Origin of the sequence: Tabrizicola sp. (assembly GCF_016793705.1) — a bacterium.
Taxonomy (GTDB): domain Bacteria; phylum Pseudomonadota; class Alphaproteobacteria; order Rhodobacterales; family Rhodobacteraceae; genus Tabrizicola.
Map to the genome: position 1 here is coordinate 100,474 of NZ_JAEULO010000021.1, position 25,671 is coordinate 126,144.

Annotated in this window: 28 protein-coding genes; 17 read left to right on the plus strand and 11 right to left on the minus strand. The window is 64.9% G+C overall.

Annotated features, from left to right (window positions below):
* Positions 1–22: 22 nt before the first annotated feature.
* On the minus strand, positions 23–1,093 hold the full coding sequence (gene chvE, locus JNJ68_RS03820; protein WP_294979155.1) for a multiple monosaccharide ABC transporter substrate-binding protein: 1,071 nt from the start codon (positions 1,091–1,093) through the stop codon (positions 23–25).
* Between the two features lie 149 nt (positions 1,094–1,242).
* Between chvE and JNJ68_RS03825 the strand changes: the two genes are divergently transcribed.
* Positions 1,243–2,166, plus strand: a complete 924-nt coding sequence (locus JNJ68_RS03825; RefSeq protein ID WP_294979158.1) for a LysR family transcriptional regulator — start codon at positions 1,243–1,245, stop codon at positions 2,164–2,166.
* Here the strand turns inward: JNJ68_RS03825 and JNJ68_RS03830 are convergent.
* Genes JNJ68_RS03830 through JNJ68_RS03840 form a run of 3 tightly spaced genes read right to left on the minus strand, consistent with a single transcriptional unit; the run spans position 2,096 to position 3,960 of the window.
* Entirely contained in the window at positions 2,096–2,545 is a 450-nt protein-coding gene (locus JNJ68_RS03830; RefSeq protein WP_294979161.1) for a hypothetical protein, read from the minus strand. The genes JNJ68_RS03825 and JNJ68_RS03830 overlap by 71 nt on opposite strands.
* The gene (locus JNJ68_RS03835; protein ID WP_294979163.1) at positions 2,545–2,856 is read right to left on the minus strand and encodes a MocE family 2Fe-2S type ferredoxin; all 312 of its coding nucleotides are present in this window, start codon (positions 2,854–2,856) and stop codon (positions 2,545–2,547) included. The genes JNJ68_RS03830 and JNJ68_RS03835 overlap by 1 nt, the downstream gene beginning before the upstream one ends.
* Before the next feature lie 12 nt (positions 2,857–2,868).
* Positions 2,869–3,960 carry a fatty acid desaturase family protein gene (locus JNJ68_RS03840; protein ID WP_294979166.1) on the minus strand — a complete coding sequence of 364 codons (1,092 nt, stop codon included), beginning with the start codon at positions 3,958–3,960 and terminating at the stop codon, positions 2,869–2,871.
* Positions 3,961–4,111: 151 nt separating this feature from the next.
* Here JNJ68_RS03840 and JNJ68_RS03845 point away from each other — a divergent pair, with 151 nt between their 5' ends.
* The 7 genes from JNJ68_RS03845 (at position 4,112) to secB (ending at position 10,868) form a co-directional block, all read left to right on the plus strand.
* Positions 4,112–5,143, plus strand: coding sequence for a LacI family DNA-binding transcriptional regulator (locus JNJ68_RS03845; RefSeq protein WP_294979169.1), 1,032 nt, complete (start codon positions 4,112–4,114; stop codon positions 5,141–5,143).
* A 130-nt stretch (positions 5,144–5,273) separates the two neighbouring features.
* Positions 5,274–6,092 carry a TIM barrel protein gene (locus JNJ68_RS03850; protein ID WP_294979172.1) on the plus strand — a complete coding sequence of 273 codons (819 nt, stop codon included), beginning with the start codon at positions 5,274–5,276 and terminating at the stop codon, positions 6,090–6,092.
* 78 nt (positions 6,093–6,170) lie between these two features.
* Positions 6,171–7,112, plus strand: coding sequence for a substrate-binding domain-containing protein (locus tag JNJ68_RS03855; RefSeq protein WP_294979174.1), 942 nt, complete (start codon positions 6,171–6,173; stop codon positions 7,110–7,112).
* Positions 7,113–7,229: 117 nt separating this feature from the next.
* Positions 7,230–8,342 (plus strand): ABC transporter permease, encoded by a 1,113-nt coding sequence (locus tag JNJ68_RS03860; protein ID WP_294979176.1) that lies wholly within the window; start codon positions 7,230–7,232, stop codon positions 8,340–8,342.
* A 4-nt stretch (positions 8,343–8,346) separates the two neighbouring features.
* A complete protein-coding gene (locus tag JNJ68_RS03865; RefSeq protein WP_294979179.1) occupies positions 8,347–9,114 on the plus strand; it encodes an ATP-binding cassette domain-containing protein in 768 nt (255 codons plus the stop codon).
* 40 nt (positions 9,115–9,154) lie between these two features.
* Positions 9,155–10,156, plus strand: coding sequence for an inositol 2-dehydrogenase (gene iolG / locus JNJ68_RS03870; RefSeq protein ID WP_294979182.1), 1,002 nt, complete (start codon positions 9,155–9,157; stop codon positions 10,154–10,156).
* Positions 10,157–10,349: 193 nt separating this feature from the next.
* The gene (secB, locus tag JNJ68_RS03875; protein WP_294979185.1) at positions 10,350–10,868 is read left to right on the plus strand and encodes a protein-export chaperone SecB; all 519 of its coding nucleotides are present in this window, start codon (positions 10,350–10,352) and stop codon (positions 10,866–10,868) included.
* A 91-nt stretch (positions 10,869–10,959) separates the two neighbouring features.
* On the opposite strand, the gene dnaQ is transcribed toward secB, so the two are convergent.
* Genes dnaQ through JNJ68_RS03895 form a run of 4 tightly spaced genes read right to left on the minus strand, consistent with a single transcriptional unit; the run spans position 10,960 to position 13,718 of the window.
* Positions 10,960–11,691, minus strand: a complete 732-nt coding sequence (gene dnaQ / locus JNJ68_RS03880; protein WP_294979187.1) for a DNA polymerase III subunit epsilon — start codon at positions 11,689–11,691, stop codon at positions 10,960–10,962.
* Positions 11,684–12,286: a dephospho-CoA kinase gene (coaE, locus tag JNJ68_RS03885; RefSeq protein WP_294979190.1), complete on the minus strand. Its 603-nt coding sequence runs from the start codon at positions 12,284–12,286 to the stop codon at positions 11,684–11,686. The genes dnaQ and coaE overlap by 8 nt, the downstream gene beginning before the upstream one ends.
* A complete protein-coding gene (locus tag JNJ68_RS03890; protein ID WP_294979193.1) occupies positions 12,283–13,122 on the minus strand; it encodes a shikimate dehydrogenase in 840 nt (279 codons plus the stop codon). Before JNJ68_RS03890 ends, coaE begins: the two co-directional genes overlap by 4 nt.
* The gene (locus JNJ68_RS03895; RefSeq protein WP_294979196.1) at positions 13,119–13,718 is read right to left on the minus strand and encodes a nucleoside triphosphate pyrophosphatase; all 600 of its coding nucleotides are present in this window, start codon (positions 13,716–13,718) and stop codon (positions 13,119–13,121) included. The genes JNJ68_RS03890 and JNJ68_RS03895 overlap by 4 nt, the downstream gene beginning before the upstream one ends.
* A 405-nt stretch (positions 13,719–14,123) precedes the next feature.
* Here JNJ68_RS03895 and JNJ68_RS03900 point away from each other — a divergent pair, with 405 nt between their 5' ends.
* From JNJ68_RS03900 to JNJ68_RS03930, 7 genes are all read left to right on the plus strand, one after another.
* Entirely contained in the window at positions 14,124–14,585 is a 462-nt protein-coding gene (locus JNJ68_RS03900; RefSeq protein ID WP_294979198.1) for a CopD family protein, read from the plus strand.
* Positions 14,586–14,704: 119 nt separating this feature from the next.
* Positions 14,705–15,976, plus strand: coding sequence for a transcription termination factor Rho (gene rho / locus JNJ68_RS03905; RefSeq protein ID WP_294979200.1), 1,272 nt, complete (start codon positions 14,705–14,707; stop codon positions 15,974–15,976).
* Between the two features lie 15 nt (positions 15,977–15,991).
* Positions 15,992–17,278 carry a tRNA uridine-5-carboxymethylaminomethyl(34) synthesis GTPase MnmE gene (gene mnmE, locus JNJ68_RS03910; RefSeq protein WP_294979203.1) on the plus strand — a complete coding sequence of 429 codons (1,287 nt, stop codon included), beginning with the start codon at positions 15,992–15,994 and terminating at the stop codon, positions 17,276–17,278.
* Positions 17,279–17,290: 12 nt separating this feature from the next.
* The gene (mnmG, locus tag JNJ68_RS03915) at positions 17,291–19,156 is read left to right on the plus strand and encodes a tRNA uridine-5-carboxymethylaminomethyl(34) synthesis enzyme MnmG (RefSeq protein ID WP_294979206.1); all 1,866 of its coding nucleotides are present in this window, start codon (positions 17,291–17,293) and stop codon (positions 19,154–19,156) included.
* The gene (gene rsmG / locus JNJ68_RS03920; RefSeq protein ID WP_294979209.1) at positions 19,153–19,782 is read left to right on the plus strand and encodes a 16S rRNA (guanine(527)-N(7))-methyltransferase RsmG; all 630 of its coding nucleotides are present in this window, start codon (positions 19,153–19,155) and stop codon (positions 19,780–19,782) included. The genes mnmG and rsmG overlap by 4 nt, the downstream gene beginning before the upstream one ends.
* Positions 19,775–20,578 carry a ParA family protein gene (locus JNJ68_RS03925; RefSeq protein WP_294979211.1) on the plus strand — a complete coding sequence of 268 codons (804 nt, stop codon included), beginning with the start codon at positions 19,775–19,777 and terminating at the stop codon, positions 20,576–20,578. The genes rsmG and JNJ68_RS03925 overlap by 8 nt, the downstream gene beginning before the upstream one ends.
* Positions 20,579–20,580: 2 nt before the next feature.
* On the plus strand, positions 20,581–21,489 hold the full coding sequence (locus tag JNJ68_RS03930) for a ParB/RepB/Spo0J family partition protein (protein ID WP_294979215.1): 909 nt from the start codon (positions 20,581–20,583) through the stop codon (positions 21,487–21,489).
* On the opposite strand, the gene hemW is transcribed toward JNJ68_RS03930, so the two are convergent.
* From hemW to rph, 3 genes are read right to left on the minus strand one after another with little or no spacing between them, the layout of a single operon-like run.
* Positions 21,486–22,655 (minus strand): radical SAM family heme chaperone HemW, encoded by a 1,170-nt coding sequence (gene hemW / locus JNJ68_RS03935; RefSeq protein WP_294979218.1) that lies wholly within the window; start codon positions 22,653–22,655, stop codon positions 21,486–21,488. The two genes, JNJ68_RS03930 and hemW, sit on opposite strands and share 4 nt — an antisense overlap.
* Positions 22,656–23,261, minus strand: coding sequence for an RdgB/HAM1 family non-canonical purine NTP pyrophosphatase (gene rdgB / locus JNJ68_RS03940; protein ID WP_294979222.1), 606 nt, complete (start codon positions 23,259–23,261; stop codon positions 22,656–22,658).
* A 1-nt stretch (position 23,262) separates the two neighbouring features.
* Positions 23,263–23,979, minus strand: coding sequence for a ribonuclease PH (gene rph / locus JNJ68_RS03945; protein WP_294979225.1), 717 nt, complete (start codon positions 23,977–23,979; stop codon positions 23,263–23,265).
* A gap of 69 nt (positions 23,980–24,048) precedes the next feature.
* Between rph and hrcA the strand changes: the two genes are divergently transcribed.
* Both hrcA and JNJ68_RS03955 read left to right on the plus strand, forming a co-directional pair.
* Positions 24,049–25,119 carry a heat-inducible transcriptional repressor HrcA gene (hrcA, locus tag JNJ68_RS03950; RefSeq protein WP_294979227.1) on the plus strand — a complete coding sequence of 357 codons (1,071 nt, stop codon included), beginning with the start codon at positions 24,049–24,051 and terminating at the stop codon, positions 25,117–25,119.
* 15 nt (positions 25,120–25,134) lie between these two features.
* The gene (locus JNJ68_RS03955) at positions 25,135–25,665 is read left to right on the plus strand and encodes a nucleotide exchange factor GrpE (RefSeq protein ID WP_294979229.1); all 531 of its coding nucleotides are present in this window, start codon (positions 25,135–25,137) and stop codon (positions 25,663–25,665) included.
* Positions 25,666–25,671 lie beyond the last annotated feature (6 nt).

A 25,671-nucleotide genomic window follows, 5' to 3' on the forward strand; every position in this document is an offset into this window, starting at 1 on the left:
CAGGCGGGCCCGTGGGATCAGCTTACTTCAGCTGGTCCGCAGTGTAGTAGCCCGAACCGACGAGGATCTGCTCGTAGTTCGTGAGGTTCACCGAGACGGGTTCCAGCAGGTAGGACGGCACGACCTTGACGCCGTTGTCGTAGGTCGAGGTGTCGTTGATTTCCGGCTCGCCGCCCGCAAGCACGGCGTCCACCATCTTCACGGTGACTTTCGCCAGTTCGCGGGTGTCCTTGAAGATCGTCGAATACTGTTCCCCGGCGATCATCGACTTGACCGAGGGGATCTCAGCGTCCTGGCCGGTGACGATCGGCATCGGCAGGTCGCCCGAGCCGTAGCCCACGCCCTTGACCGACGACAGGATGCCGATGGAGAGTCCGTCATACGGGGACAGCGCACCATGCAGCTGCTTGTCGCCGTAGTTCGAGGACAGGAGGTTGTCCATCCGGGCCTGCGCCACCGCGCCGTCCCAGCGCAGCGTGCCGACCACGTCCATGCCCATCTGGCCGGAGGGGATGGCGATCTCGCCGGAGTCGATCATCGGTTGCAGGACCGACATCGCGCCGTTGTAGAAGAAGAAGGCGTTGTTGTCGTCGGGGCTGCCGCCGAAGAGTTCCACGTTCCACGGCTTCACGTCGGGGAAGCGCTCCTTGAGGCCCGCGACCAGCGATTCCGCCTGCTGCACGCCGACCTTGAAGTTGTCGAAGGTGGCATAATAGTCGACCGAACCCGAATCCCGGATCAGGCGGTCATAGGCGATGACCTTGATGCCTTGCGCGGCGGCGTTGTCCAGCGCGTTCGACAGCGTGGTGCCGTCGATGGCCGCGATCACCAGCGCCTTGACGCCGGAAGTGATCATGTTCTCGATCTGGCTCAGCTGCGTCGGGATGTCATCCTCGGCATATTGCAGGTCGGCGGTGTAGCCGGCCTCCTGGAAAGCCTTCACCATCGATTCGCCATCCGAAATCCAGCGCGAGGAGGATTTGGTGGGCATGGCGATACCGACGGCGCCCTTGTCCTGGGCGAAAAGCGGCATGGCGGAAAGTGCGGCGGTCGCGCCGGTCAGGGCCATCAGGCCGCGGCGGGTCAAGATCATCTGTTTCCTCCCGATGATTCTTCGTTTGCATCCGCTTTGAGCACGCCAGCGCGGCCCCTGCTTACGGACAGGGCGGAGATTGCGCAGTTGATCCATACCTGTCAAATAGGTCTTATGCGTCAAATGATAACGAAATTGGTATAGGTTGCATGTCCATCGCTCTGGCAACCCAGTTGCGCCGACTGAAACCGATCCAGCTGCGCCTTCTAGCCGAGATGGACCACACCGGCGCGCTGGGGCTGGCGGCGACGCGGATCGGGGTGGCCCAGCCTGCGGCCTCGCGGCTTCTGGCCGAGATGGAGGCGTCGCTGGGCCTTTCGCTGCATGAGAGGCAGGGCCGGGGGTTGCAGTTGACGCCGGTCGGCAAGGCGCTGGCGCGGCGCGCGGCGCGGATCGAGATCGAGCTGGCCGATGCCGCCCGCGACCTGGCCGAGGCAGCCACCGGGCGGGCGGGCGTGGTACGGGTGGGCTCGGTCACCGGCCCGGCGTTGAGCCTGGTGCTGCCGACGCTGATCCAGCTGCAAGACGCCTTGCCCGATTTCCGCGCCGAAGTGACGGTCGCGACCTCGATCACGCTTTGCGACCTTCTGCGCGAAGGGCGGCTGGACTTTGCGCTGGCCCGACTTGCCCCCGGTGAAACGCAGCTTGAGGCGCGGGTGATCGCGGGCGAGCCCCTGTCGCTGGTGGTGCGCCGGGGTCATCCGCTGCTGGTGTTGCCGCAGATTACCGCCGACGACCTCTTGCGCCATGACTGGGTGGTCGGCGATGACGAGACTCTGCTGACGCAGACGGTCATCGCGCGGCTGTCGGAACTGGGAATGCCGCTGCCGCGGCGGCGGATCTCGACCTCGTCCTTCCTGTTCACGCTGGCTCTGTTGAACCAGACCGACGCCATCGCGCCTCTGGCTACCTCGGTGGTGGACAGTTTCGCCGGGAACCCGTCGATTCCCTTCGTCTCGCTGCCGGTCGACCTGGGGCTGTCGGTCGCGCCGTTCAGCCTTGTCACCCGGGCCGGAGCACAGATGACGCCTTCGGCGCAGCGGCTGATCGACGGGTTGCGCGCGGCGCTTTAGACGGCCCGGTCCAGGTGCGCTTGGAGGGGATCAGGCCGACATGGCCGCAGACCGGGAGCCCGTGGTCGGCCATTGCCCGGACGGTTGCGAGAGAGCCGGAGCAATAGAAGGCGTCGGCGCCGTGCTTGTACAGCGGGAAGGCCCAGCGGAGGAAATCATCGGTGCCGCCGATTTCATAGAAGTTGTCGCCCGGAAAGGCGAAGGCGTCCGGCGCCACTTCGCGGAAGCGGCGGTCCATGACCATCGACGGCGGCACCGACAGCAGCTCCACCCCGGCCTTCGCCGCAGCCTCGGCCTCGTCCAGGGTCTCGACCCGCAGCATGGCGAACTGGTGTTTGCCGCGCTGGTCCATCAGGTCGCGGACGGTGGGGGGTGCCATCACGCCACCTCGACGAAGACACGGCCGCCTTCGACCTTCACCGGGAAGGTCCTGAGATTGACGCAGACCGGCGCGCGCATCGCTTCGCCCGTGCGATAGTCGAACTGGCCGTTGTGCTTGGGGCATTCGATCAGGTTGCCCATCACCAGACCGTCGCAAAGGTGGACGTTCTCATGGGTGCAAAGCCCGGCGGTCGCGAAGAACTCGCCCTCCGGCGAGTGGTAGATGGCGAAGGTCTTCCCGGCGTGATCCCAGCGGATCAGATCTTCCTCGTCGATGTCACCGGTGGCGCAGGCGTCGATCCAGGGCATGGTCCCGTGTCCTTATTCTGCAGCGGCGGGGGGCATCATCCCCGGCACGTATTGGTGGAAATCCTCGCGGTAGGGCTTCGCGGTGGGCGGCAGGTCGCGCTTGAGGAAGTATTCCTCGTTCAGGACCTGGCGCTTGATCGCGGGCCACATCTCGGCAAAGGCCTCGGCGATGGAGCGGTTGGGAGGCGGCAGGTCGTCCTTGATCGTCGCGTGAAGGCGCGGAAGGGCGTGGTAGGGCACCATCGGGAACATATGGTGTTCGACGTGGTAGTTCATGTTCCAGTAGATGAAGCGGCTGATCGGGTTGATGTAGACCGTGCGGCTGTTCAGCCGGTGGTCGATGACGTTGTCGGCAAGGCCGCCGTGCTGCATGAGCCCGCACATGATCATGTGCCAGCAGCCATACATCCGGGGCAGGCCGATCACCATCAGCGGCAGGATCGACTGCATCCAGAGCGCCAGCGCGACCGTCGCCACATAGATCGACAGGTGGATGATCGCCACGCGTCGCACCTTGCCCCATTCGCCTTCCGGCACGAAGGTCTTTTCCTCGGGCGTCGGGCCGAAGAGCGCATTGCGGATCAGGTTCGGGAAGAACTTGATCACGTCGATGATGCCGAAGAAGTTCAGGATCAGCTTGGCCAGCTCGGGCGGGCGCATCACGGCGATCTCCGGGTCGCGGCCGACGAAATAGGTTTCGGAATGGTGGCGCGCATGGCTCCAGCGCCAGGTGGCGGAGTTGCGCATGATCATGAAGCTGGCGATCTGGTAGACCCAGTTGTTCATCCAGGGCGTCTTGAAGGCGGTGCCGTGGCTGCATTCATGCCAGCGTGAATCGGAGGCTGAGCCGTAAAGGACGCCATAGGCCAGCCAGAACGGCGCGGACCACCACGACGGCCAGAGGGCGATGCCGATGCTCGCAAGGACGATCATGCTGCCGTAGAGGATGATCGTGTCGCGGATGGCAGGCTGGTCGCTGCGCGCCATCAGGTCCTTCATCACCTTGCGCGGCACGTCGGTGTGATACCACTCCGCCGCCGTCAGCCCGCTTTCCACCGCGCGCTTGCCGTCAGCGCCGAAGAGACTGTAGTCCCGCTTGGCCATGCCCGTCCTCCCTTGTCCTGCGTCCCCGACCGGGCCGCCTGCCGAGTCGTGGATAAGGCCGCATCGGAACAATCGCCAATAGGCGCGCTTGCAGGTTTCGTCATGATCCATCATGATCCGGCAAAGGCTTGATGGATTTTCGTCAGATCGAATGGCAAATCGCCCCACCATCCACGATGTCGCCCACGAGGCGGGTGTTTCCAGCGCGACAGTGGACCGGGTCCTGAACGGGCGCGAGAAGGTGCGCGAGGAAACCGCGCGCAAGGTGTATGAGGCAGCCCGGCTGATCGGCTACCACGCGGCTCCCCTGATCGGGCAGCGGGTGCAGGCGGATCTGCCAAGGCTGCGGTTGGGGCTCGTCCTGCACAAGGAGCGGCAAGCCTTCTATCAGAATTTCAAGGCCGAGGCGGAGCGGGCCGTGACCCAGGCCGCCGGAGTTCGCGCCACGTTGCAGGTGGCCTTCGCGTCGTCGCAGTCGCCGAAGGATTTCACCGAGCTGATGGAGGGCATGGTCGGCCGCGTCGATGCGATTGCCGCCACCGCCGTCACCCACCCGGAAGTGACCGAAGCGGTGATGCGGCTGAACGCCAAGGGGATTCCCTGCTTTTCCCTGCTGAACGATTTCGGCCAGGGCGTGCGACAAAACTATTTGGGACTCAACAACTTGAAGGTCGGGCGTATCGCGGCGCACATGATCGCCACCGCCTCGCACCATGCCGGAAAGATCGCGGTTTTCGTTGGCGGCTACCGCTGGCACGGGCATGAGCTGCGCGAGACCGGGGTGCGCAGCTATTTCCGCGAGCACGCGCCGCAGTTCCAGGTGCTCGACACGCTCATCAACCTGGAGACCCGGCAGCTGACCTATGAAGCGACGCTCGACCTCTTGGGCCGCCACCCCGACCTGCGCGGCATCTACTGCGCGGGCGGTGGGATGGAGGGCGCGATTGCGGCGGTGCGCGAGGCGCGGGCGCCGGGCGAGGTGGCGCTGGTCGTCAACGAACTGACCCCCGAAAGCCGCGCCGCGCTGATCAGCCGCCATGTCACCATGGTGATCGGCACCCCGCTGACCCGGCTTTGCGACGATCTCGTCCGCCTGGCAACCGAGGCGGTCAACGGTGGGATGATCCCGGTCCAGGGCCAGCACTTCCTGCAACCGGACCTGCATCTTCCCGAAAGCGTCTGACGAAAAGCAATCAGACTTCTGCACGGTTTTTCGTCAGAGATGATGGTTTATTCCCGCGACCGATTGACGCGACGGCACTGGTCCGGGATGGTCCGGCCAAAGAAATTGCCGCGGTTGGGGAGGACCGGGAATGATCCATTTCGCCTTGAACCACATGACGGTCGCCCGGCTTTCCTTCCGTGAACTGGTGGCGCTGTCGAAAGACCTGGGTTGCGTGGGCATCGAGGTCCGCAACGATTTGCCGCAACCGCTGTTCGACGGCATGGACCCTGCCGAAGCGGGGGCTTTCGTTCGCGAGAATGGTCTGCGCCTGCTGGCGGTGGCGGAGGTCAAGCGGTTCAACGACTGGTCATCAGACAAGGAAGCCGAGGCACTGGCGCTGATGCAGATCGCCCGCGCCGCCGGGGCCGAAGCCGTCAGCCTGATCCCGCGCAACGATAACCTCGGCATGGGCAATGGCGAGCGGCAGGCCAATCTGCGGGTCGCGCTGAAGGCGCTGAAGCCGATGCTGGAGGACCACGGCCTGATCGGCATGGTCGAACCGCTGGGCTTCGAGATCTGCGCGCTGCGCTACAAGTCGGAAGCGGTGGAGGGGATCGAGGCTGTCGGCGGCAAGGGCCGGTTCAAGCTGGTGCATGACACCTTCCACCACACGCTTGCCCATGGCGGGCCGCTTTACCCGGAACACACCGGCATCGTCCATGTCTCGGGCGTCGTGGATCAGGAGGTCGGCATCAGCGACATGCGCGACCCGCATCGCGTGCTGGTCACCCCCGCTGACCGGCTGGGCAATGTCGAACAGATCGCGGCGCTGCAAGCTGCCGGATGGAACGGTCCGGTGAGCTATGAGGCCTTCTCGCCCGAGGTTCACGCCTATGCCGACCCGGCGGGCGAGCTGGCGAAGTCCTTCGATTGCATCCGCCAGGGCCTTGCCGCGCGCGCAGCCTGAAACGTTTTGACCCAAGGGAGAACGGGTCTTTCCGGCACAATTCAGGATGCCGCCGGACATCCACCAAGGGAGAGAGAGATGAAAAAGACGCTTCTTGCTGCGGGTCTGACCGCACTGATGGGCACCACCGCGATGGCGGACGGGATCGGCGTGTCGATGGCGCTGTTCGACGACAACTTCCTGACCGTGCTGCGCAACGGCATCCAGTCGCAGGCGGACGCCGCCGAGCTGAAGGTGCAGATCGAGGATGCGCAGAACGATGTCGCCAAGCAGCTGGACCAGATCAACAACTTCATCGCGAGCGGTGTTGACGCGATCATCGTGAACCCGGTCGACACCTCGGCCACACAAGCCATGTCGGATGCCGCCGCTGCCGCGAACATCCCGCTGGTCTATGTGAACCGCCAGCCGATCAACGTCGACACGCTGCCCGACAACCAGGCCTTCGTCGCCTCGAACGAGGTGGATTCCGGCACGCTGGAGACCATCGCGCTGTGCGACAACTGGGCCGCCGAGGGCAAGACCGAGGTCAATGTCTATGTGCTTCAGGGCGAGCTGTCGAACCAGGCCGCCGTGCAGCGCACCCAGGACATCTATGACGTGATCGACGCCGGCAAGTGCAAGGTCAAGGTCAATGTGATCGACCAGCAGACCGCCAACTGGTCGCGCGACCAGGCCCAGAACCTGATGACCAACTGGCTTTCCACCGGCGCGGCTTTCGACGGCGTCATCTCCAACAACGACGAGATGGCGATCGGCGCGATCCAGGCGATGAAGGCGGCGGGCATCGACATGGCGACGGTGCAGGTCGGCGGCGTCGACGCGACGCAGGACGCGCTGGCCGCGATGCAGGCGGGCGATCTGGACGTGACCGTATTCCAGAATGCGGCGGCCCAGGGCGGTGGCGCGCTGGATGCGGCGGTCAAGCTGTCGAAGGGCGAGGCGGTTGACCAGAAGGTCTATGTCCCGTTCGAACTGGTGACGCCGGCGAACGTCGCGGACTACGTGGCCAAGAACTGAGCCCCCTCCGGGCACCTCGGGGCGGCTGGCAACGGCCGCCCCGTTTCTTCTGGTCAGGATGGGGCAACACCGGCCGGAGTTTTCCGAAATCGCATCTTTGGGGGAGGAGGAAGCGACGTGGCTGAAGCGACCCATGGCCTTGGCGGCCTGAAATACGACCCGGCAAAGCGCAACCGCGCGCCGGAGTGGAACGTGTTCGGCGCGCTGGTGCTGATCGTCGTGATCTTCGAGGTGTTGAACCGGGTGAACGGCACGTCGTTCCTGTTCAACATGCGCGACAATGTCGATGCGATCTTCAACCAGCAGCGGCTGGACATCATGATCCTGCAGGTCGCGATCATCGGGATCATTGCGCTGGGGGTGACGCAGGTCATCATCATCGGCGGGATCGACCTGTCCTCGGGCTCGGTCGTCGGCGCGACAGCGATGATCGTGATGAGCTTCGCCCAGACCGCACTGGTCAACGGCAACCCGAACCCGAAGGCGATCTTCGGCGACTGGGCGATGGATCTGCCGGTGATCGTGCCAATCGTCGTCGGGCTGGCCTGCGGGTTGCTGGCCGGGCTGATCAACGGGCTTCTGGTCGCCTACACCAAGATTCCTCCCTTCATCGCCACGCTGGGGATGATGGTCTCGGCCCGGGGCGCGGCGCGCTGGTGGTCGAACGGGCAGCCGATCAGCTTTCCGACCGAAAGCTACGGCAAGCTGGCGAATGGCGACCTGCTGGGCAACCTGACCTTCGGCCTGCTGCACTGGCCCGGCCAGAACCCCGCCGTGGTCTTCGTCCTGCTGGCGGTGCTGTTCCACGTCATCATGACCTATACGCTGTACGGCAAGCGCAGCTATGCCATCGGGTCCAACGAGGCGGCGGCGCGGATGTCGGGGATCAATGTCGACCGTCACAAGGTACTGGTCTATGCCATCGCCGGGGTGCTGGCGGCGGTTGCGGCGGTGCTGCTGACCTCGAAGAACCTGACCGCGCAGGCGGGCATGGGGGTGATGTATGAACTGGACGCCATCGCGATGGCGGTGATCGGCGGCGTGTCGCTGGCCGGGGGCCGCGGGTCGATCCTGGGGACAGTGCTCGGCGCGGCGATCTTTTCGGTGATCATCTCCGGCTTCACCTCGATCAAGCTGGACGCCTACTATCAGGAGATGGTCAAGGGCGCGATCATCGTCGGCGCCGTGGTGCTGGACCAGTGGCGGCAACGCAAGCGGGCGCGGGGGTAGGGCCATGTCGAAGATCATTCTGGAAACCCGTGGCCTGACCAAGCACTACGGCGGCGTGCATGCGCTGGAAGACGCGAACTTCATCCTGCACGAGGGTGAGCATGTCGCCGTGGTGGGCGACAACGGGGCCGGCAAGTCCACCTTCGTGCGCCAGGTGACTGCGGTGGAGCAAAGGTCTGGCGGCGAGGTCATCTTCGACGGCCAGCCGGTGCATTTCTCCGGCCCGCTGGAGGCGCGGCAGGCCGGGATCGAGACCGTGTTCCAGACGCTGGCGCTGGCCGACGATCTGGATGTGCCCTCGAACCTCTTCCTCGGGCGCGAGCTGTTCAAGTTCAAGCTGGGGCCGTTTTCCTGGCTCGACCGCAAGACGATGCGGGACCGGACGATGGAGGCCTTGAAGACCACGGCGGTGAAGATCCCCAACGTCGACAACCCGATCCGGAACATGAGCGGCGGGCAGCGGCAGTGCGTCTCCATCGCGCGGACGGCGGCCTTCGCGTCGAAGCTCGTCATCATGGACGAGCCCACGGCGGCGCTGGGGGTGCAGGAGACGGCGCAGGTCGAGAACATCATCCGGGGGCTCAAGGACCGCGGCATCCCGATGATCCTGATCAGCCACAACCTGCGGCAGGTGTTCGACCTGGTGGACCGGATCGTGGTTTTCCGCCGTGGGCGCATCGTCGCCTCCTTGCGGAAGGAAGAAACCGACGGCAATGACATCGTGAGCTACATCACCGGGGTGAAGGGCGGCACCGACGCCGCCTATGCCTGAAGTTCAATCGCCGGGGCCAGCCCGGAGCAAGGAGACAGAGATGACGATCAGGTTCGGGCTTCTGGGTGCGGGGCGCATCGGGAAGGTTCATGCGAAGGCGGTGACGGGCAATCCGGCCGCGAAGCTGGCGGCGGTGTCGGATGCGATGGCCCCGGCGGCGCAGGCTATCGCGGATCAGTATGGCTGCGAGGTCCGCTCCATCGACGCCATTGCGGCGGCGAAAGACATCGACGCGGTGGTGATCTGCACGCCGACCGACACCCATGCCGACCTGATCGAGCAGTTCGTGAAGGCCGGGAAAGCCGTGTTCTGCGAAAAGCCGATCGACCTGTCGCTGGCGCGGGTAAAGCAATGCCTGGACGCCGTCCGCGCCCAGAAAGGCACGCTGATGGTCGGCTTCAACCGCCGCTTCGACCCGCATTTCGCCGCCGTCCGGGGCGAGATCGACAAGGGGACCGTGGGGACGGTCGAGATGGTGACGATCACCAGCCGCGACCCCGGCGCGCCTCCGCTGGATTATATCGCGCGGTCGGGCGGGATCTTCCGGGACATGACGATCCATGATTTCGACATGGCTCGGTTCCTGCTGGGCGAGGAGGTCTCCGAGGTTTCGGCGATGGCGGCGGTTCTGGTCGATCCGGCCATTGGCAAGGCGGGGGACAGCGATTCCGTTCAGGTGATGCTGAAGACGGCTTCGGGGAAGATGGCGATCATTTCCAACTCGCGGCGGGCGACCTATGGCTACGACCAGCGGATCGAGGTGCACGGGGCGAAGGGGGTGGTGTCGGCGGAGAACCAGCGGCCGGTTTCCATCGAGGTCGCAACCGGGGCGGGGTACACCCGGCCGCCGCTGCATGACTTCTTCATGACCCGTTATACCGAGGCCTATGCGGCCGAAATCGCGGCCTTCATCGACGCGATGGGGGGCAAGGTCAAGGCCAGCCCTTCGGGGGAGGATGGGCTGCTGGCGCTCGCCTTGGCGGAAGCCGCGCTGAAGTCGGTTGCCGAGGGGCGGGTGGTGAAGATGAGCGAGGTTCTCTGATTTTCGCGCAGGGGTGTCCACGGTGGACACTTTCTGCTTACTAAGCAAAATCAGAGGCTTGTCTTTTTTCGTTCATCGAATTTTAAGAAATGGCCGGCCTTCGGGTCGGCCATTCCCGTTCCGGCAAACCGCAGCATTGAGGGCAGTCGCCCGACCTGATAGAAGGCGGCAAATCCTTTCAGGAGACCCGGAAATGGCAGACGAAACCCCGGCAGGGAACGGCGCGACCACCGCTCCGAGCCAAGTGAAGATGCAGGTGCTGGCCCAGTATGTGCGCGACATGTCCTTCGAGAACATGGTGGTGCAGAAGGGCCTGAGCGCGGGCGAGGTGCAGCCCGACATCCAGGTCGCGGTCAGCCTGGACGCCCGCAAGCGCCCGGTCGCGAACCAGTACGAGGTGATCACCAAGTTCAAGGTCACGTCGAAGAACAAGGTCAACGCCGATGTGCTGTTCCTGCTGGAGCTGGAGTATGGCGGGACCTTCCACATCGAGGGCGTGTCGGACGACCAGCTGCACCCGTTCCTGCTGATCGAATGCCCGCGGCTGATGTTCCCCTTCGTGCGGCGGATCATCTCGGACGTGACGCGGGACGGGGGCTTCCCGCCCTTGAACGTGGATACGGTGGATTTCATGGCGCTGTACCGGCAGGAGCTGGCGCGTCGGGCGCAGGCCCAGGCTCAACAGGCAGCACCGACCGAGAAGGTGAACTGATCCGGCCTTTCGCGGGTTTTCCGCGTCGGGGCCCCACCCTCTCCCTCCCCACGGGGGAGGGAAGCGAGGGGCGATCACATCACGCGGTAGACTACGCGCTCTGCCTCCAGATCGCGGCGTCGCCCAGTTTGGCGAGCATCTCGGCGTGGGCGGCCTGTTCCGCTTCGGTGATGCGGGGCGGCAGGGGTTCAGGGCGCGAGCGGGGGCGCCAGGTGAGGGCTTCGCCCGAGGCGCTGCGGGCAGGGTCCGCGCTGCCGAGGACGAGGTCGGGCTGGCGACCGCCGATCAGTTCCAGATAGACCTCGGCCAGGATTTCGCTGTCGAGCAGCGCGCCGTGCTTTTCGCGCATCGAGTTGTCGACGCCGAAGCGGCGGCAGAGCGCATCCAGCGTCGCCGGGGAGCCGGGGAATTTCGTCCGCGCCATCATCAGCGTGTCGGTCGCGCGGTTGAAGGGGAGGCCGGGCAGGCCTGCGCGTTCCAGCTCGAAGTTCAGGAATTTCATGTCGAAACTGGCGTTGTGAATCACCAGTTGCGCGTCACCGACGAAGTCGAGGAAAGCCTGTCCGATCCGGGCGAAAACCGGCTTGTCCCGGAGGGTCACACCGCCGGGAACGGGTTGGCCAGGGGTTTCCAGGATATCGTGGCCGATACCGTGAACCTGAAACGCCCCCAGCGGCATACCGCGTTCGGGGTTGATATACTGGTGGTAGGTGCGGCCGGTGGGCAGGTGGTTGTAAAGTTCCAGCCCGCCGATCTCGACGATACGGTGGCCTTCGGACGGCTCAAGCCCGGTGGTCTCGGTGTCGAGGACGATCTCACGCATGTTCGGCAATCCGGCGGCGAATGTCGGCCAGCACATCTTTCACCGCCTGACGGGCGGCTTCAAGGCTGGTCGTGGGAATGATGTAATCGGCGCGCTTGCGTTTTTCGGCGTCGGGCATCTGGCGGGCGAGAATGGTCTGGAATTCGGCCTCGGTCATCGCGCCGCGGGAGAGGACGCGGGTGCGCTGGACCTCGGACGGGGCGGAGACCACGGTCACGGCATCGCAGGCGGCATCGAGGCCGGTCTCATAGAGGAGGGGAACGTCGAGAAGAACGATCTCGGCGGCGTCATTGGACGCGAGGAATTGGGCGCGGTCGGCGGCGACGAGCGGGTGGACGGCGGCGTTCAGCCGGTCGAGCACACTGGCATCGGTCTGAATCAGAGCGCGGAGGCTGGCGCGGTTGACGTTGCCGCTTTCGTCAATGGCTTCCGGGAAAAGTGCTGCAATGGCGCGCGCGGCAGCCTGGCCAGGCTGGTACAGGCGGTGGACGGTGGCGTCGGCGTCCCAGACGGGCAGGCCCTCGTCGGCGAACATCTGCGCCGTTGTGGATTTGCCCATGCCGATGGAACCGGTGAGACCGAGGATGAAGCTCATGCCGCGAGCACGGCCTTGCGGGTGGCTTCGTCGACCTCGGGCCGGGTGCCGAACCAGCGTTCAAAGCCGGGGGCGGCTTGGTGCAGGAGCATGCCGAGCCCGTCAACGATGGTGGCGCCCTGCGCCTCGGCCTCGATCAGGAACTGTGTTTTCAGCGGCGTGTAGACGAGATCGTTGCAGAGTGCGTGCGGATTGAGCTTGTCGAGCGGCACGCGGAATTCGGCCTTGCCGGTCATGCCGAGCGAAGTTGTGTTGATCACGGTCATGGCATCTTCCAGCAGGTTCCCGGCCTGAACCCATTCATGAACGTGAATCTTTGCGCCGAAGTCGGAACGCAGGGCGTCGGCACGGGGACGGGTGCGGTTGGCGATACGGATTTCCGGGACCCCGACTTCGATCAGCGCGGCGACGACGGCGCGGGCGGCCCCGCCTGCCCCCAGCACGACGGCGGGGCCGGAAGCTGGGTCCCAGTGCGGGGCGTTCTGGCGCAGGTTGGCGATGAAGCCGGAGCCATCGGTGTTGTCGGCATGGATCTTGCCGTCCTTGCGGAAGATCAGGGTGTTGGCGGCCCCGATCAGCGCGGCGCGGTCGGTGACGACATCGGCGATCTGGAGGATGGCCTCCTTGTGCGGGATGGTGACGTTGCAGCCAACGAAGCCGAGGCGAGGCAGCGTGGTGATCAGCTCGGGCAGGTCGACGGGCGCGATGTCGATCGGGACGTAGTGGCCCTTGATGCCGTAGCGCTTGAGCCAGTAGTTGTGCAGCACGGGGCTGCGGCTGTGGGCGACGGGATGGCCGAGGACGGCGGCAAGCGGGATGCGGGGATGGTCGGTCATCGGGCGATCATGCCCCGGTTGCCGAGCCATGCCAACAGCGGCAGAAGCGGCAGGCCGAGAATGGTGAAATGGTCGCCGGTGATGGCGGAAAACAGCCGGACGCCTTCTTCCTCGACCTTGTAGCAGCCGACGGAGTGGCGGATCGACTCCCAATTTCTTGCGACGTAATCGTCCAGGTAGGCGTCGGTGAGGGCGTGCATGGTGAGGCGGGCTTCGCCAATGTGGCGCCAGACCGGTTCGGCATTTTCATAGACGACGAGGGCGGAAAGGAGCTTGTGGGTCTTGCCGCGCAGGTGGCGGAGCTGTTGGCGGGCGTCCTCGGGGGTTTCGGGCTTGGCGAAGGTTTCCCGGTCGAGCGCGAGGACCTGGTCGCAGCCGAGGACCGTTGCTTCGGGGTGCTTCTCGGCGACCTTGCGGGCCTTCATCTCGGCCAGCGCATCGGCGATGTCGCGGGGATGGGCACCTTCGGCGGTGAGGGCATCGCGGATCGTGCCCTCATCGACGCGGGGCGCGACGGCGGTGGGGTCCAGGCCGGCGGCGCGGAGCATCTGGAGCCGGGTGGGCGAGGCGGAGGCGAGGATCAGGGTCGGGGGCAAGGCTGTGAATATCCTCGGTTTGTTCCTGGGCCCCGGATGGGGGCTTTCGCGCTGATCGGGCAATCCTGTGGGTAGGTCGAACGTCCCGCCATCGTCCGGCCAGAGATATCCCGCTGTGCAGGGGATTGTCACGCGGGACGGGAGAAGGTGCTGTGCCCAGGGTCGGGATGGCGCAACCTGTGGATGATGTGCGGCGCATGGTTTCTGCCACACCGTTGATGTTATTGCAGAAAACTGGAGCAACGAGAAGGCGTCCGATCTCTTCCCGGATTTGTCCCCAGCCCCGTCCTTGTGGAACGTTCTGGGGGCGGCGGCGGAAATCCCGTTCTGCACAGGCCCTACATCATCCACATTCCTTCTTCTTTTCTTGTCTTATAGAAGAGAGGCGCAGCCGGGGAGAGGGACATGCTGGAGATGATCACGGATTTCCTGGCCGACTGGTATCCGGTGACGAAAGCTCTGCATGTGGTGTCGGTGATCTCCTGGATGGCCGGGATGTTCTACCTGCCGCGGCTTTACGTCTATCACGTCGAGCAGGTGGAGCCGGGTTCGAAGACAGATGCGATGTTCCAGACCATGGAGCGGCGCCTGCTGCGGGGGATCATCAACCCCGCGATGATCGCGACCTTCGTCTTCGGGCTGGCGCTGGTCTTCACGCCGGGAGTGGTGGACTGGTCCTTCGCCTGGCCCTGGGTGAAGGCGGGGGCGGTGCTGGCGATGGGCTGGTTCCATGGCTGGCTGTCGGCCCGGCGCAAGGACTTTGTCCGGGGCACCAACACCCGCAGCGGGCGGACCTACCGGATCATGAACGAGGTGCCGACCGTGCTGATGCTGATCATCGTCTTCTCGGTGATCCTGCGCTACTGATTGACTTTTGCCGTGACCGTCATTAGGTGCGGCTTTGCAGGGCCGTCCGGCCCACCGCATCTCCCGTTCCAAACTTGCTGTGATCGCCCTGACGGGGCGGGTCCGTCCAAAGGTATTCCATGACTGTCGAACGCTTGAACCTCGCACAACTCAAGGCCAAGACCCCGGCCGATCTTCTGGCCATGGCCGAGGAGTGGGAGATCGAGAACGCGCCTTCCATGCGCAAGGGCGAGATGATGTTCTCGATCCTGAAGGAACATGCCGAGGAAGGCTGGGAGATCGGCGGCGACGGCGTGCTGGAGGTCTTGCAGGACGGGTTCGGCTTCCTGCGCTCGCCCGAGGCCAACTATCTGCCCGGCCCGGATGACATCTACGTCTCGCCCGAGATGATCCGGCAGTTTTCCCTGCGGACCGGGGATTCCATCGAGGGGGTGATCAAGGCCCCCTCTGAGAACGAACGTTACTTCAGCCTGGTGAAGGCCACGCGGATCAACTTCGACGATCCCGAGAAGGCCAAGCACAAGGTCCATTTCGACAACCTCACGCCGCTTTATCCCGACGAGCGGCTGAAGATGGAAGTCGAGGACCCGACGATCAAGGACCGCTCGGCCCGGATCATCGACCTGGTCTCGCCCATCGGCAAGGGCCAGCGCGGGCTGATCGTTGCCCCGCCGCGCACCGGCAAGACGGTGCTCTTGCAGAACATCGCGCATTCCATCGCGACCAACCATCCGGAGTGCTATCTGATCGTCCTTCTCATCGACGAACGGCCCGAGGAAGTGACCGACATGCAGCGGTCGGTGAAGGGGGAGGTCGTGTCCTCGACCTTCGACGAACCGGCGACGCGGCACGTTGCGGTGGCGGAAATGGTGATCGAGAAGGCCAAGCGCCTGGTGGAACACAAGCGCGACGTGGTGATCCTTCTGGACTCGATCACCCGCCTGGGCCGGGCCTTCAACACCGTGGTGCCGTCCTCGGGCAAGGTGCTGACCGGCGGTGTGGATGCGAATGCACTGCAGCGACCGAAACGTTTCTTCGGGGCCGCCCGGAACATTGAGGAAGGCGGGTCGCTGACCATCATCGCTACCGCCCTGATCGACACCGGCAGCCGGATGGACGAGGTGATCTTCGAAGAATTCAAGGGCACGGGTAACTCGGAAATCGTGCTCGATCGCAAGGTTGCCGACAAGCGTGTCTTCCCGGCGATGGACATTCTCAAGTCCGGCACCCGGAAAGAGGACCTGCTGGTCGACAAGATGGACCTGCAGAAGACCTATGTCCTGCGCCGCATCCTGAACCCGATGGGCACGACGGATGCGATCGAGTTCCTGATCGGCAAGCTGAAGCAGACCAAGTCGAACGCCGATTTCTTCGAATCGATGAACACCTGAAGGTAGCGGGCGGCGATGGATACGATCTATGCCCTCGCCACGGCGCGGGGTCGGTCGGGCCTCGCCGTGGTGCGGATCTCGGGACCGGTGGCATTTGCGGCCGGTCTTGCGCTTTGTGGGTCCGTGCCTGCGGCGCGGGTGGCGGGGCTGCGGCGGCTGACCTGGGGCGGGGAGCTTCTGGACGAGGCGCTGGTAGTGTCCTTCGCGGAGGGCGCGAGTTTCACCGGAGAGGCAGTTGTGGAGCTGCACTGCCATGGTGGCCCGGCGGTCGTCGGGGCTGTGCTGCGGGCATTGGCGGAGCAGCCGGGCTTGCGGCTGGCCGAACCGGGAGAGTTCACCCGCCGTGCGCTTGAGAACGGCGTCCTGGACCTGGCGCAGGTCGAGGGGCTGGCGGACCTGATCGACGCCGAGACCGAGGCGCAGCGGCGGCAGGCGGTGCGCGTTCTCTCGGGCTCGGTGGGCCAGAAGGTCGAGGGCTGGCGGCGCGATCTGATCCGGGCGGGGGCGCTTCTGGAAGCCACCATCGACTTTGCCGATGAAGACGTGCCTGTGGACGTCTCTCCCGAGGTTCTGGCCTTGATCGACGGGCTGATGGCCGACCTCGGACGCGAGGCGGCGGGCGTGGCTGCGGCGGAGCGCATCCGCGACGGGTTCGAGGTGGCCATCGTCGGGGCGCCGAATGCCGGGAAGTCGACGCTGTTGAACCAGCTGGCGGGCCGCGAGGCGGCGATCACCAGCGAGATTGCGGGGACGACGCGGGATGTGATCGAGGTCCGGATGGAGATCGCCGGGCTGCCGGTGACGTTCCTGGACACGGCGGGATTGCGGGACACCGAGGACCGGCTGGAACAGGCGGGGATCGACCGCGCATTGGCCCGCGCCGAGGCGGCGGATTTGCGCCTGTTCCTGACGGAGGGGCCAGCGGTTTCGAGTCTGGAGCCCACCGGCGATGATCTTGTGGTTTTGGGCAAGGCAGACACAAGATCAGGGGGTTCCCGCTTGGCGGTCTCGGGCAAGACCGGGGCCGGCGTGCCCGAATTGATGGCCCGGATCGGCAAAATCCTGGGGGAACGGGTGGGCTCTGCCGGCGCTTTGGTACGTGAGCGGCATCGCGTGGCTGTTACATCGGCAATTCGCTCTCTGGCCGAGTCACGGGCGGAAGTGGTAAGGGATGACTCGCGCGTCGAGCTGGCGGCGGAGCATTTGCGGCAGGCTGTGCGAGCGCTGGATGCGCTTGTCGGCCGCGTGGATGTGGACGACTTGCTCGGCGAGATTTTCGCCAGCTTCTGCATCGGCAAGTGAAGGGTGTTCCACGTGAAACACTACGATGTCATCGTGATCGGCGGCGGCCATGCGGGCGCTGAAGCTGCTGCTGCTGCGGCCCGGATGGGTGTGTCTGTCGCGCTGGTGACGCTGCGGGTGGAAACTCTGGGGGCGATGTCCTGCAATCCGGCGATCGGGGGCCTGGGCAAGGGCCATCTCGTGCGCGAGATCGACGCGCTGGACGGCCTTATGGGCCGGATGGCCGACCGCGCGGGAATCCAGTTCCGCTTGCTGAACCGGCGGAAAGGCCCGGCTGTGCAGGGGCCGCGGGCGCAGATTGACCGGCGTCTGTATCGCGAGGCGATGCGGGCCGAGTTGCTGGCGACGCCAGGGCTGGAGGTGATCGAGGGCGAAGTCGCTGGGCTGCGGATGGTCGGGGGCGTGGTGGCCGGGGTCGTGCTGGCCTCGGGCGTGGAACTTGCTTCGGGCCGTGTCGTGCTGACGGCCGGGACCTTCCTGAACGGCGTCATCCATATCGGCGACCGGCGGATGTCGGGCGGGCGGATGGGCGATTCGCCCTCACGCTTGCTGGCGGCGCAACTGGCCGAGCTTGCGCTGCCCGTGGGGCGGCTGAAGACGGGGACGCCACCGCGGCTGGACGGTCGGACAATCGACTGGACGCGGCTGGAAAGCCAGCCGGGGGACGAGCATCCGGCGGTGTTCTCTTTCCTGAACCGGGCGCCGGAAGCGCGGCAGATTTCCTGCGGGATCACCCATACGTCGGAGGCGACTCACCAGATCGTGCGGGACAACCTTGGCCGCTCCGCAATGTATGGGGGGCATATCGAGGGTGTCGGCCCGCGCTATTGCCCGTCGATCGAGGACAAGGTCGTTCGCTTCGCCGACAAGGCCTCGCACCAGGTGTTCCTGGAGCCGGAGGGGCTGGACGATCATACGGTCTATCCGAACGGGCTGTCGACGTCTCTGCCCGAGGAGGTTCAGCACGCCTACATCCGCACGATTCCGGGGCTGGAGCGGACCACGATCCTGCAACCGGGCTATGCTATCGAATACGATTATTTCGACCCGCGCGGCCTGCGCCGGACGCTGGAAACCCGCGCGGTGCCAGGGCTGTATTTCGCCGGCCAGATCAATGGCACGACGGGCTATGAGGAGGCCGGAGCGCAAGGGATTGTAGCTGGCCTGAACGCAGCCGCGGCATCTAGCGGCCGACCGCCGGTGGAGTTCAGCCGGACGGACAGCTACATCGGGGTGATGATCGACGACCTCACGTCGCGCGGCGTGACGGAGCCCTACCGCATGTTCACGTCGCGCGCCGAGTTCCGGCTGACTGTGCGCGCGGACAATGCCGACCGGCGGCTGACTCCCGTCGGGCTGGAAGCGGGCTTCGTATCCGAATCTCGGCGAGCAGCGTTTGAAGCGAAACTCGAAGCGCTGGAAGCCGGGCGCACGGTGTTGAGCGGCGTGCTGATCGGACCGAAAGCGCTGAATGACGCGGGCATTGCTGTCAGCCGGGATGGTGGGAAGCGCACAGCCTATGAAGCGCTTTCGCTTCCCGGCGTGGATCTGGATGTGGTAGTGGCTGCTTTTCCGGCCTACCAGAGCTTGAGCCGGGATGTGATGAGCCAACTCCAGATCGATTCGACTTACGACCAGTATTCGGACCGGCAAGCGAAGGAAGTTGCTGATCTGCGCCGGCAGGAAACCCAGCGCATTCCAGCGTATTTTGACTACATGGGCATTTCCGGGTTGTCGAACGAGTTGAAGCAGAAGCTGACGCGTGCAAAGCCGGACACGATTCTGCAAGCGTCGCGAATCGAGGGCGTTACTCCAGCTGCGCTGCTGCTGATTCTCGCGCATTTGCGGAAGCCGCAAGCGGAGCAGCTTGCAGGATGACGAGCGCAACTGAAGTCTCTGTTGCTGGTCTGGATGTTTCACGTGAAACACTCGCAGCGCTTCAGCAGTACGAAGATCTTGTCCGCCGATGGACGCCTGCAATCAACCTTGTCAGCAAAGCAACGCTGCCGGACTTGTGGGATCGGCATATTGTTGATTCCGCGCAGATTTTCGCTCTCTGCCCCTTCAGCGCGACAAGCTGGGCGGATTTGGGGTCGGGCGGTGGCTTTCCCGGTGTCGTTATTGCTATTCTTGCCAAGCAGCTGAAACCCGACTTGCGCGTTACGCTTGTCGAATCGGACTTGCGCAAAGCGACTTTCCTGCGGCAAGCGGCGCAAACTCTTGCGTTGCCCGTGACAGTGCGCAGCAGCCGCATTGAAGTGCTCGATCCGCTGAATGCCGAAGTGATCTCGGCGCGGGCGCTTGCACCGCTTGCGGATCTTCTGGCCTATGCTGACCGCCATCTCGCTGCCGGAGGCGTCGCTGTCTTCCCAAAAGGTGCGCGCTATGCCGAAGAACTTGCTGAGGCTCAGAAAACCTGGGCTTTTGACGTCGATGCGCAGCAAAGCCTTTCGGATGCCGATGCTGCAATCCTTGTGATCAGGAATATCCACCGCCATGACTGACTGTCCGTATATCCTTGCTCTGGCCAACCAGAAAGGCGGCGTCGGGAAGACGACGACTGCAATCAACCTGGCTGCGGGCCTGGCCGAGCTGGGCAAGCGCGTTCTGCTTGTCGACATCGACCCGCAAGGCAATTCTTCTACAGGTCTTGGCATCAGGCCGGATGCGCGGAAGCGGACCAGCTATGATTTGATTGTCGATGGGGCAGGCCTACAGGATGTTGTGATCGAAACCGGTATTCCGGAGGTCATGATCATCCCGGCCAACGCCGATCTGTCCTCTGCCGACCTGGACATCGTGTCGAATGAGAAGCGCAGCTACTTGCTTCACGACGCCTTGCGCCGCCCGGAGATGGATGCCTATGGCTTCGACTACATCCTGATCGACTGCCCGCCCGCTCTCAGCCTGCTCACTGTGAACGCGCTTGTTGCCTGCACGTCGGTTCTCGTGCCGCTGCAATGCGAATTCTTCGCGTTGGAAGGGCTGTCGCAGCTGATGCTGACGATTCGCGATGTGCGCCGGTCGGCCAACCCGGACTTGCGTATCGAAGGGGTTGTGTTGACCATGCATGACCGCCGCAACAGGTTGACGGCCCAAGTCGAAGCTGATGCGCGGGCAAACATGGGCGACCTGGTGATGAAGACGACGATTCCCCGCAACGTGCGAATCAGCGAGGCACCGTCCTATGCCCTGCCGGTGCTGACCTACGACCCCGGCTCGAAGGGTGCCGAGGCCTACCGCGCCTTGGCGAAGGAAATCGACGCCCGGCACAAAACACCCGAAGTTTCAGAGGCCTGAGCATGAACAGCAAGAACGAGAAGCGCGGCCTTGGGCGAGGGCTTTCAGCCCTGATGGCGGATGTTCACCTGGCGGGGCCGGAACAGATGGCCTCCCCCCGCAAAGCCGAGCAGCACTTGCCGGTCGACAAGCTGGAGCCGAATCCGCAGCAGCCGCGGCTGGATTTCAAGCAGGACGAGCTGGAAAGCCTGGCCGATTCGATCCGGCAGAAGGGCGTGATCCAGCCGCTGATCGTGCGGCGGAAACCGGGGCGGGACATCTATGAGATCGTCGCCGGGGAGCGGCGCTGGCGCGCGGCGCAGCTGGCGCAACTGCACGAAGTTCCCGTTGTTGTGCGGGACTTTACCGACACCGAGGTGCTGGAGGTTGCGATCATCGAAAACATCCAGCGGGCCGACCTGAACGCCATCGAGGAAGCGCTGGGCTTCCGGCAGCTGATGACCCGATTCGGTCACACGCAGGAGAAGCTGGCCGAGGCGCTGAGCAAGAGCCGCAGCCATGTCGCGAATCTGATGCGCCTTCTGTCGCTGCCGACCGAAGTGCAGGACATGGTGCGGGGCGGGTCGCTGTCGGCCGGTCACGCGCGGGCGCTGATCGGCAGCCCGAAAGCCTCGGAACTGGCGGCGCAGATCGTGGCAAAGGGGCTGTCGGTCCGGGAAACCGAAAAGCTGATGAAGGCGCAGGAATCTGCAAAACCTGCGTCGAAGCCGGTGGCGAAGACCTCCGAAAAGGATGCTGATACGCGGGCGCTGGAAGCCGACCTGTCGGCCAATCTGCGGATGCAGGTGAAGATCGACCACGCGCCGGGCGCGGAGGGCGGGCAGATCTCGATCCGCTACGATAGCCTGGAAGACCTCGACATCCTGTGTCAGCTTCTTTCCGCCATACCAGATCGCGTAGCGCGAGATTAGGCGCTGCGGCGGTCGGCGAGGAGCGCGCGAAGGATTCCGTTCAGCATCATGACGCCGGTTTCGGTTGTGCGCATGCGGTCGCCGTCGCGGGTCACGAGGCCGAGCTCGATGACTTCGTCCAGCGTGATCTGCGGAAGCGGTTGGCCCGCGAGCGCGGCGTAGCGGTCGAGCGAGGCGCCTTCGCGCAGGCGCAGGGCGAACATCAGATATTCGCTGGCGCGGTCCTCGGGCGAAAGGCGGTCGCGGTGTTCGGCGGAGCCGGGAGCGGTGAGCGTGCGGTCGAGCCACGGGACGGGCATCCGTTCGGCTTCGGTCGCGAATCGGGCCGAATCGAGGGTGAGTCGGCCATGCGCGCCGGGGCCGATCCCGGCATAGTCGCCCATGCGCCAGTAAATCAGGTTGTGCCGCGATTCGTCGCCGGGGCGGGCGTGATTCGATACTTCGTAGGCAGGAAGGCCGGCCGCGCCGGTGATCTCTTGCGTCAACTCGAACAGGTCGGCTGACAGGTCTTCCTCGGGCAGGCCGCGCAGGAGGTTCCTGGCGTGCATCTGGCCGAAGACGGTGCCGTCCTCGATGGTGAGTTGGTAGAGCGAGAGATGCGAGGTGCCGAAGTCGAGCGCGCGGAGGAGTTCGTCGCGCCAGGCGGCGAGGGTCTGGTTCTGGCGGGCGTAGATCAGGTCGATGGAGACGCGCTGGAAGGTGGACTGGGCGATGGCGATGGCGGCTTTCGCTTCGTCGACCGAGTGCATCCGACCGAGGCGGCGAAGGTCGTCCGGATCAAGCGATTGAATCCCAAGGGAAACCCGGTTGACGCCCGCCTTGGCGTAGCCGTCGAAACGGGCGGCCTCGACCGAGCCGGGGTTGGCCTCCAGGGTGATCTCGACATCGTTCGCGAGGGTCCAGGTGGCGCGGATGCGGTCGAGGATGCCCTGGACGGTGGCGGCCTCCATCAGCGAAGGCGTGCCGCCGCCGAAGAAGACGGAGTTCAGGATGCGGCCCCGGGTCAGGGCGCCGATGCGGTCGATCTCGGCCTGGAAGGCGGTCAGCCAGCGGGATTGGTCGATACGGGCGGCGACATGGCTGTTGAAGTCGCAGTAGGGGCATTTCGACTGGCAGAAGGGCCAGTGTATATACAGGCCGAAGCCCGCGTGGCGCCAGTCGTCCATCTACGGGAACAGGGCGGCGACGAGCTTGCGGAAGGCGTCTGCGCGGTGGGAGAGGCGGTTCTTCTCCCAACGGTCCATCTCGCCGAAAGTCTGGCTGTAGCCGTCGGGCATGAAGATCGGGTCGAAGCCGTGGCCTTGCTCACCGCGACCGGGCCAGACGAGGTAGCCGGGGGATTTGCCTTCGAAGACAAGGTCTTGCCCGTCCGGGGTCGCAAGGACGAGGGTGCAGCAGAATTGTGCTCGGCGGGGTTCGGGGGCGTGGATCGCCTCCAGTTCGCGCCAGACCCGTTCCATGCCGACGGCGAAGTCGCGGCCCATGGCGGTGGTGGCCCAGTCGGCTGTAAATACACTCGGCGCGCCGTTAAGGGCGTCGACCGCCAACCCCGAGTCATCGGCCAGCGTGACGAGGCCAGAGGCTTTCGCGGCAGCGTGGGCCTTCAGGCGGGCGTTGCCGATGAAGGTGGTTTCCGTCTCCTCGGGCTCGGGCAGGCCAAGCTCGCCCGCGCCGGTGACGGTCACGTCGAAGGGGCCCAGAAGATCGGCGATCTCTTCCAGCTTGCCACGGTTGTGCGTGGCGACCAGCAGGCGATCCCCCCGCTTCAGCATCTTACAGACCCAGCGCCGCCCGTTGCGCGGCAACCAGCGCAGCGTTGCCCTGGCGGGCGAGGTCGAGGAGGTGGAGAAGCTCGTCCTGGCTGAAGGCGGAGCCCTCGGCGGACATCTGCACTTCGACCAGCTTGCCCGCGCCGGTCATCACGAAGTTTCCGTCGGTCCCCGCCGCCGAATCCTCGGCATAGTCGAGATCCAGCACCGGCTGCCCGGCATAGACGCCGCAGGAGACGGCGGAAACGTGGTCCAGGATCGGGTCGCTGATGATCACGCCCGAGGTCAGGAGCTTGTTGACGGCAAGACGCAAAGCGACCCAGCCGCCGGTGATCGAGGCGCAGCGGGTGCCGCCGTCGGCCTGGATCACGTCGCAGTCCACCACGATCTGCCGTTCGCCCAGGGCCTGCCGGTCCACGCCTGCCCGCAGCGAGCGCCCGATAAGGCGTTGAATTTCCTGTGTGCGACCGGATTGCTTGCCCGCGGCCGCCTCTCTCCGCGTCCGCGAATTGGTGGCGCGGGGCAGCATGCCGTATTCCGCCGTCACCCAGCCCTGGCCGGTGTTCTTCAGGAAGGGCGGCGCCTTGTCCTCGATGGTGGCAGAGCAGAGGACATGGGTTTCACCCATCCTGATCAGGCAAGAGCCCTCGGCATGCTTCATCACGCCGGTTTCGATTGAAACCGCCCGAAGATCGCTTAGTTTTCTGCCTGACGGACGCATTGCCGGACCTCTCTGCTCGGACTGCGGCCACATATGCAACCACAGGCAGGGGATGCAACCCCGATTACCATGACCAGCCCGCAGCCGATCCTGACCGAGATGAACGACCGCACCCGCGAGGTGTTTCGCCGGGTGGTCGAGGGCTACCTGACCTCCGGGGAGCCGGTGGGGTCGCGCACGTTGACGCGCACGCTGTCGGAAAAGGTCTCGGCGGCGACGGTGCGCAATGTGATGCAGGATCTGGAGTATCTCGGGCTTCTGGACAGTCCGCATGTCTCGGCAGGTCGGGTTCCGACGCAGGCGGGCTTGCGGATGTTCGTGGACAGCCTGCTGGAGGTCGGCCAGGTCGCTCCCGAGGATCAGGAGCGGATCGACGCGACGCTGGGGGTGAATGATCAGGATGTGACGACGCTCTTGGACGAGGTGGGGGCCGCGCTGTCGGTGATCACCCGGGGGGCGAGCGTGGTGTTGTCGCCGAAACGCGAGGCAGCGATCCGGCATATCGAATTCGTCAGCCTTGGTGCCGAGCGGGCGCTTGTGGTGCTGGTCTTCGCCGACGGGCAGGTGGAAAACCGGGTTTTCGTGCCGCCGCCGGGGCAGACTCCTTCCTCCATGCGCGAGGCAGCGAATTTCCTGAACGCGCTGGCCGAGGGGCGGACGCTGTCCGAACTTCGCGCGCGGATGGCTCGCGAAATCGCCAGCCGGAGGCAAGAGATCGATTCGCTGGCGCGGCAGCTGGTCGAAAGCGGCCTCGCCCTGTGGGAGAATGCGGGGGAGCCATCGGAGCGGCTGATCGTGCGCGGCCGGGCCAACCTGATCGGCGAGGCGGCGGATCAGGGCGAGATCGACCGGATCCGCGTGCTGTTCGATGACCTCGAGCGCAAGCGGGATATTGCCGAATTCCTGAACCTGACCGAGGCGGGCGAAGGTGTGCGCATTTTTATCGGGTCCGAGAACAAGCTTTTCTCACTTTCCGGTTCAAGTCTGGTGGTTTCTCCCTATATGAACGCTGATCGAAAGATCATCGGCGCGGTGGGCGTCATCGGTCCGACCCGGCTCAACTATGGCCGCATCGTGCCGATCGTCGACTACACCGCACAGCTGGTGGGCCGCCTGGTCTCTGACCGCGGCAAGGCGTGACAAGAGGACGTGCGAATGTCGCAGGAAGAAACCACCGCCTCTGAGGTGGAACCGGAAGAGTTTGAGGCCGCGGTCGTCGATGAGCTGGAGGTCCTGCGGGCCGAGCGCGACGAGTTGCGTGACAAGTTCATGCGGGTGCTGGCGGATGCCGAGAATTCCCGCAAACGCGCCGAGCGCGACCGGAAAGAGGCTGAGATGTACGGCGGGACGCGGCTCGCACGCGACCTCTTGCCGGTCTACGACAACCTGAACCGCGCGATCCAGGCGATCCCCGAGGAAAGCCGCGAAGCTTCGGCGGCGCTGATCGAGGGGGTGGAGCTGACCCTGCGCGAGCTGACCAATGTGATGACCAAGCACGGGGTGACGCCGATTTCCCCCGCCGTGGGCGATCAGTTCGACCCGCAACTGCATCAGGCGATGTTCGAGGCCCCGCTGCCGGGGACGAAGGCCGGGCAGATCATCCAGGTGATGACCGAAGGCTTCCTGCTGCACGACCGGTTGTTGCGTCCGGCGCAGGTGGGCGTGTCGTCGAATACGGCGGGGTGATACGCT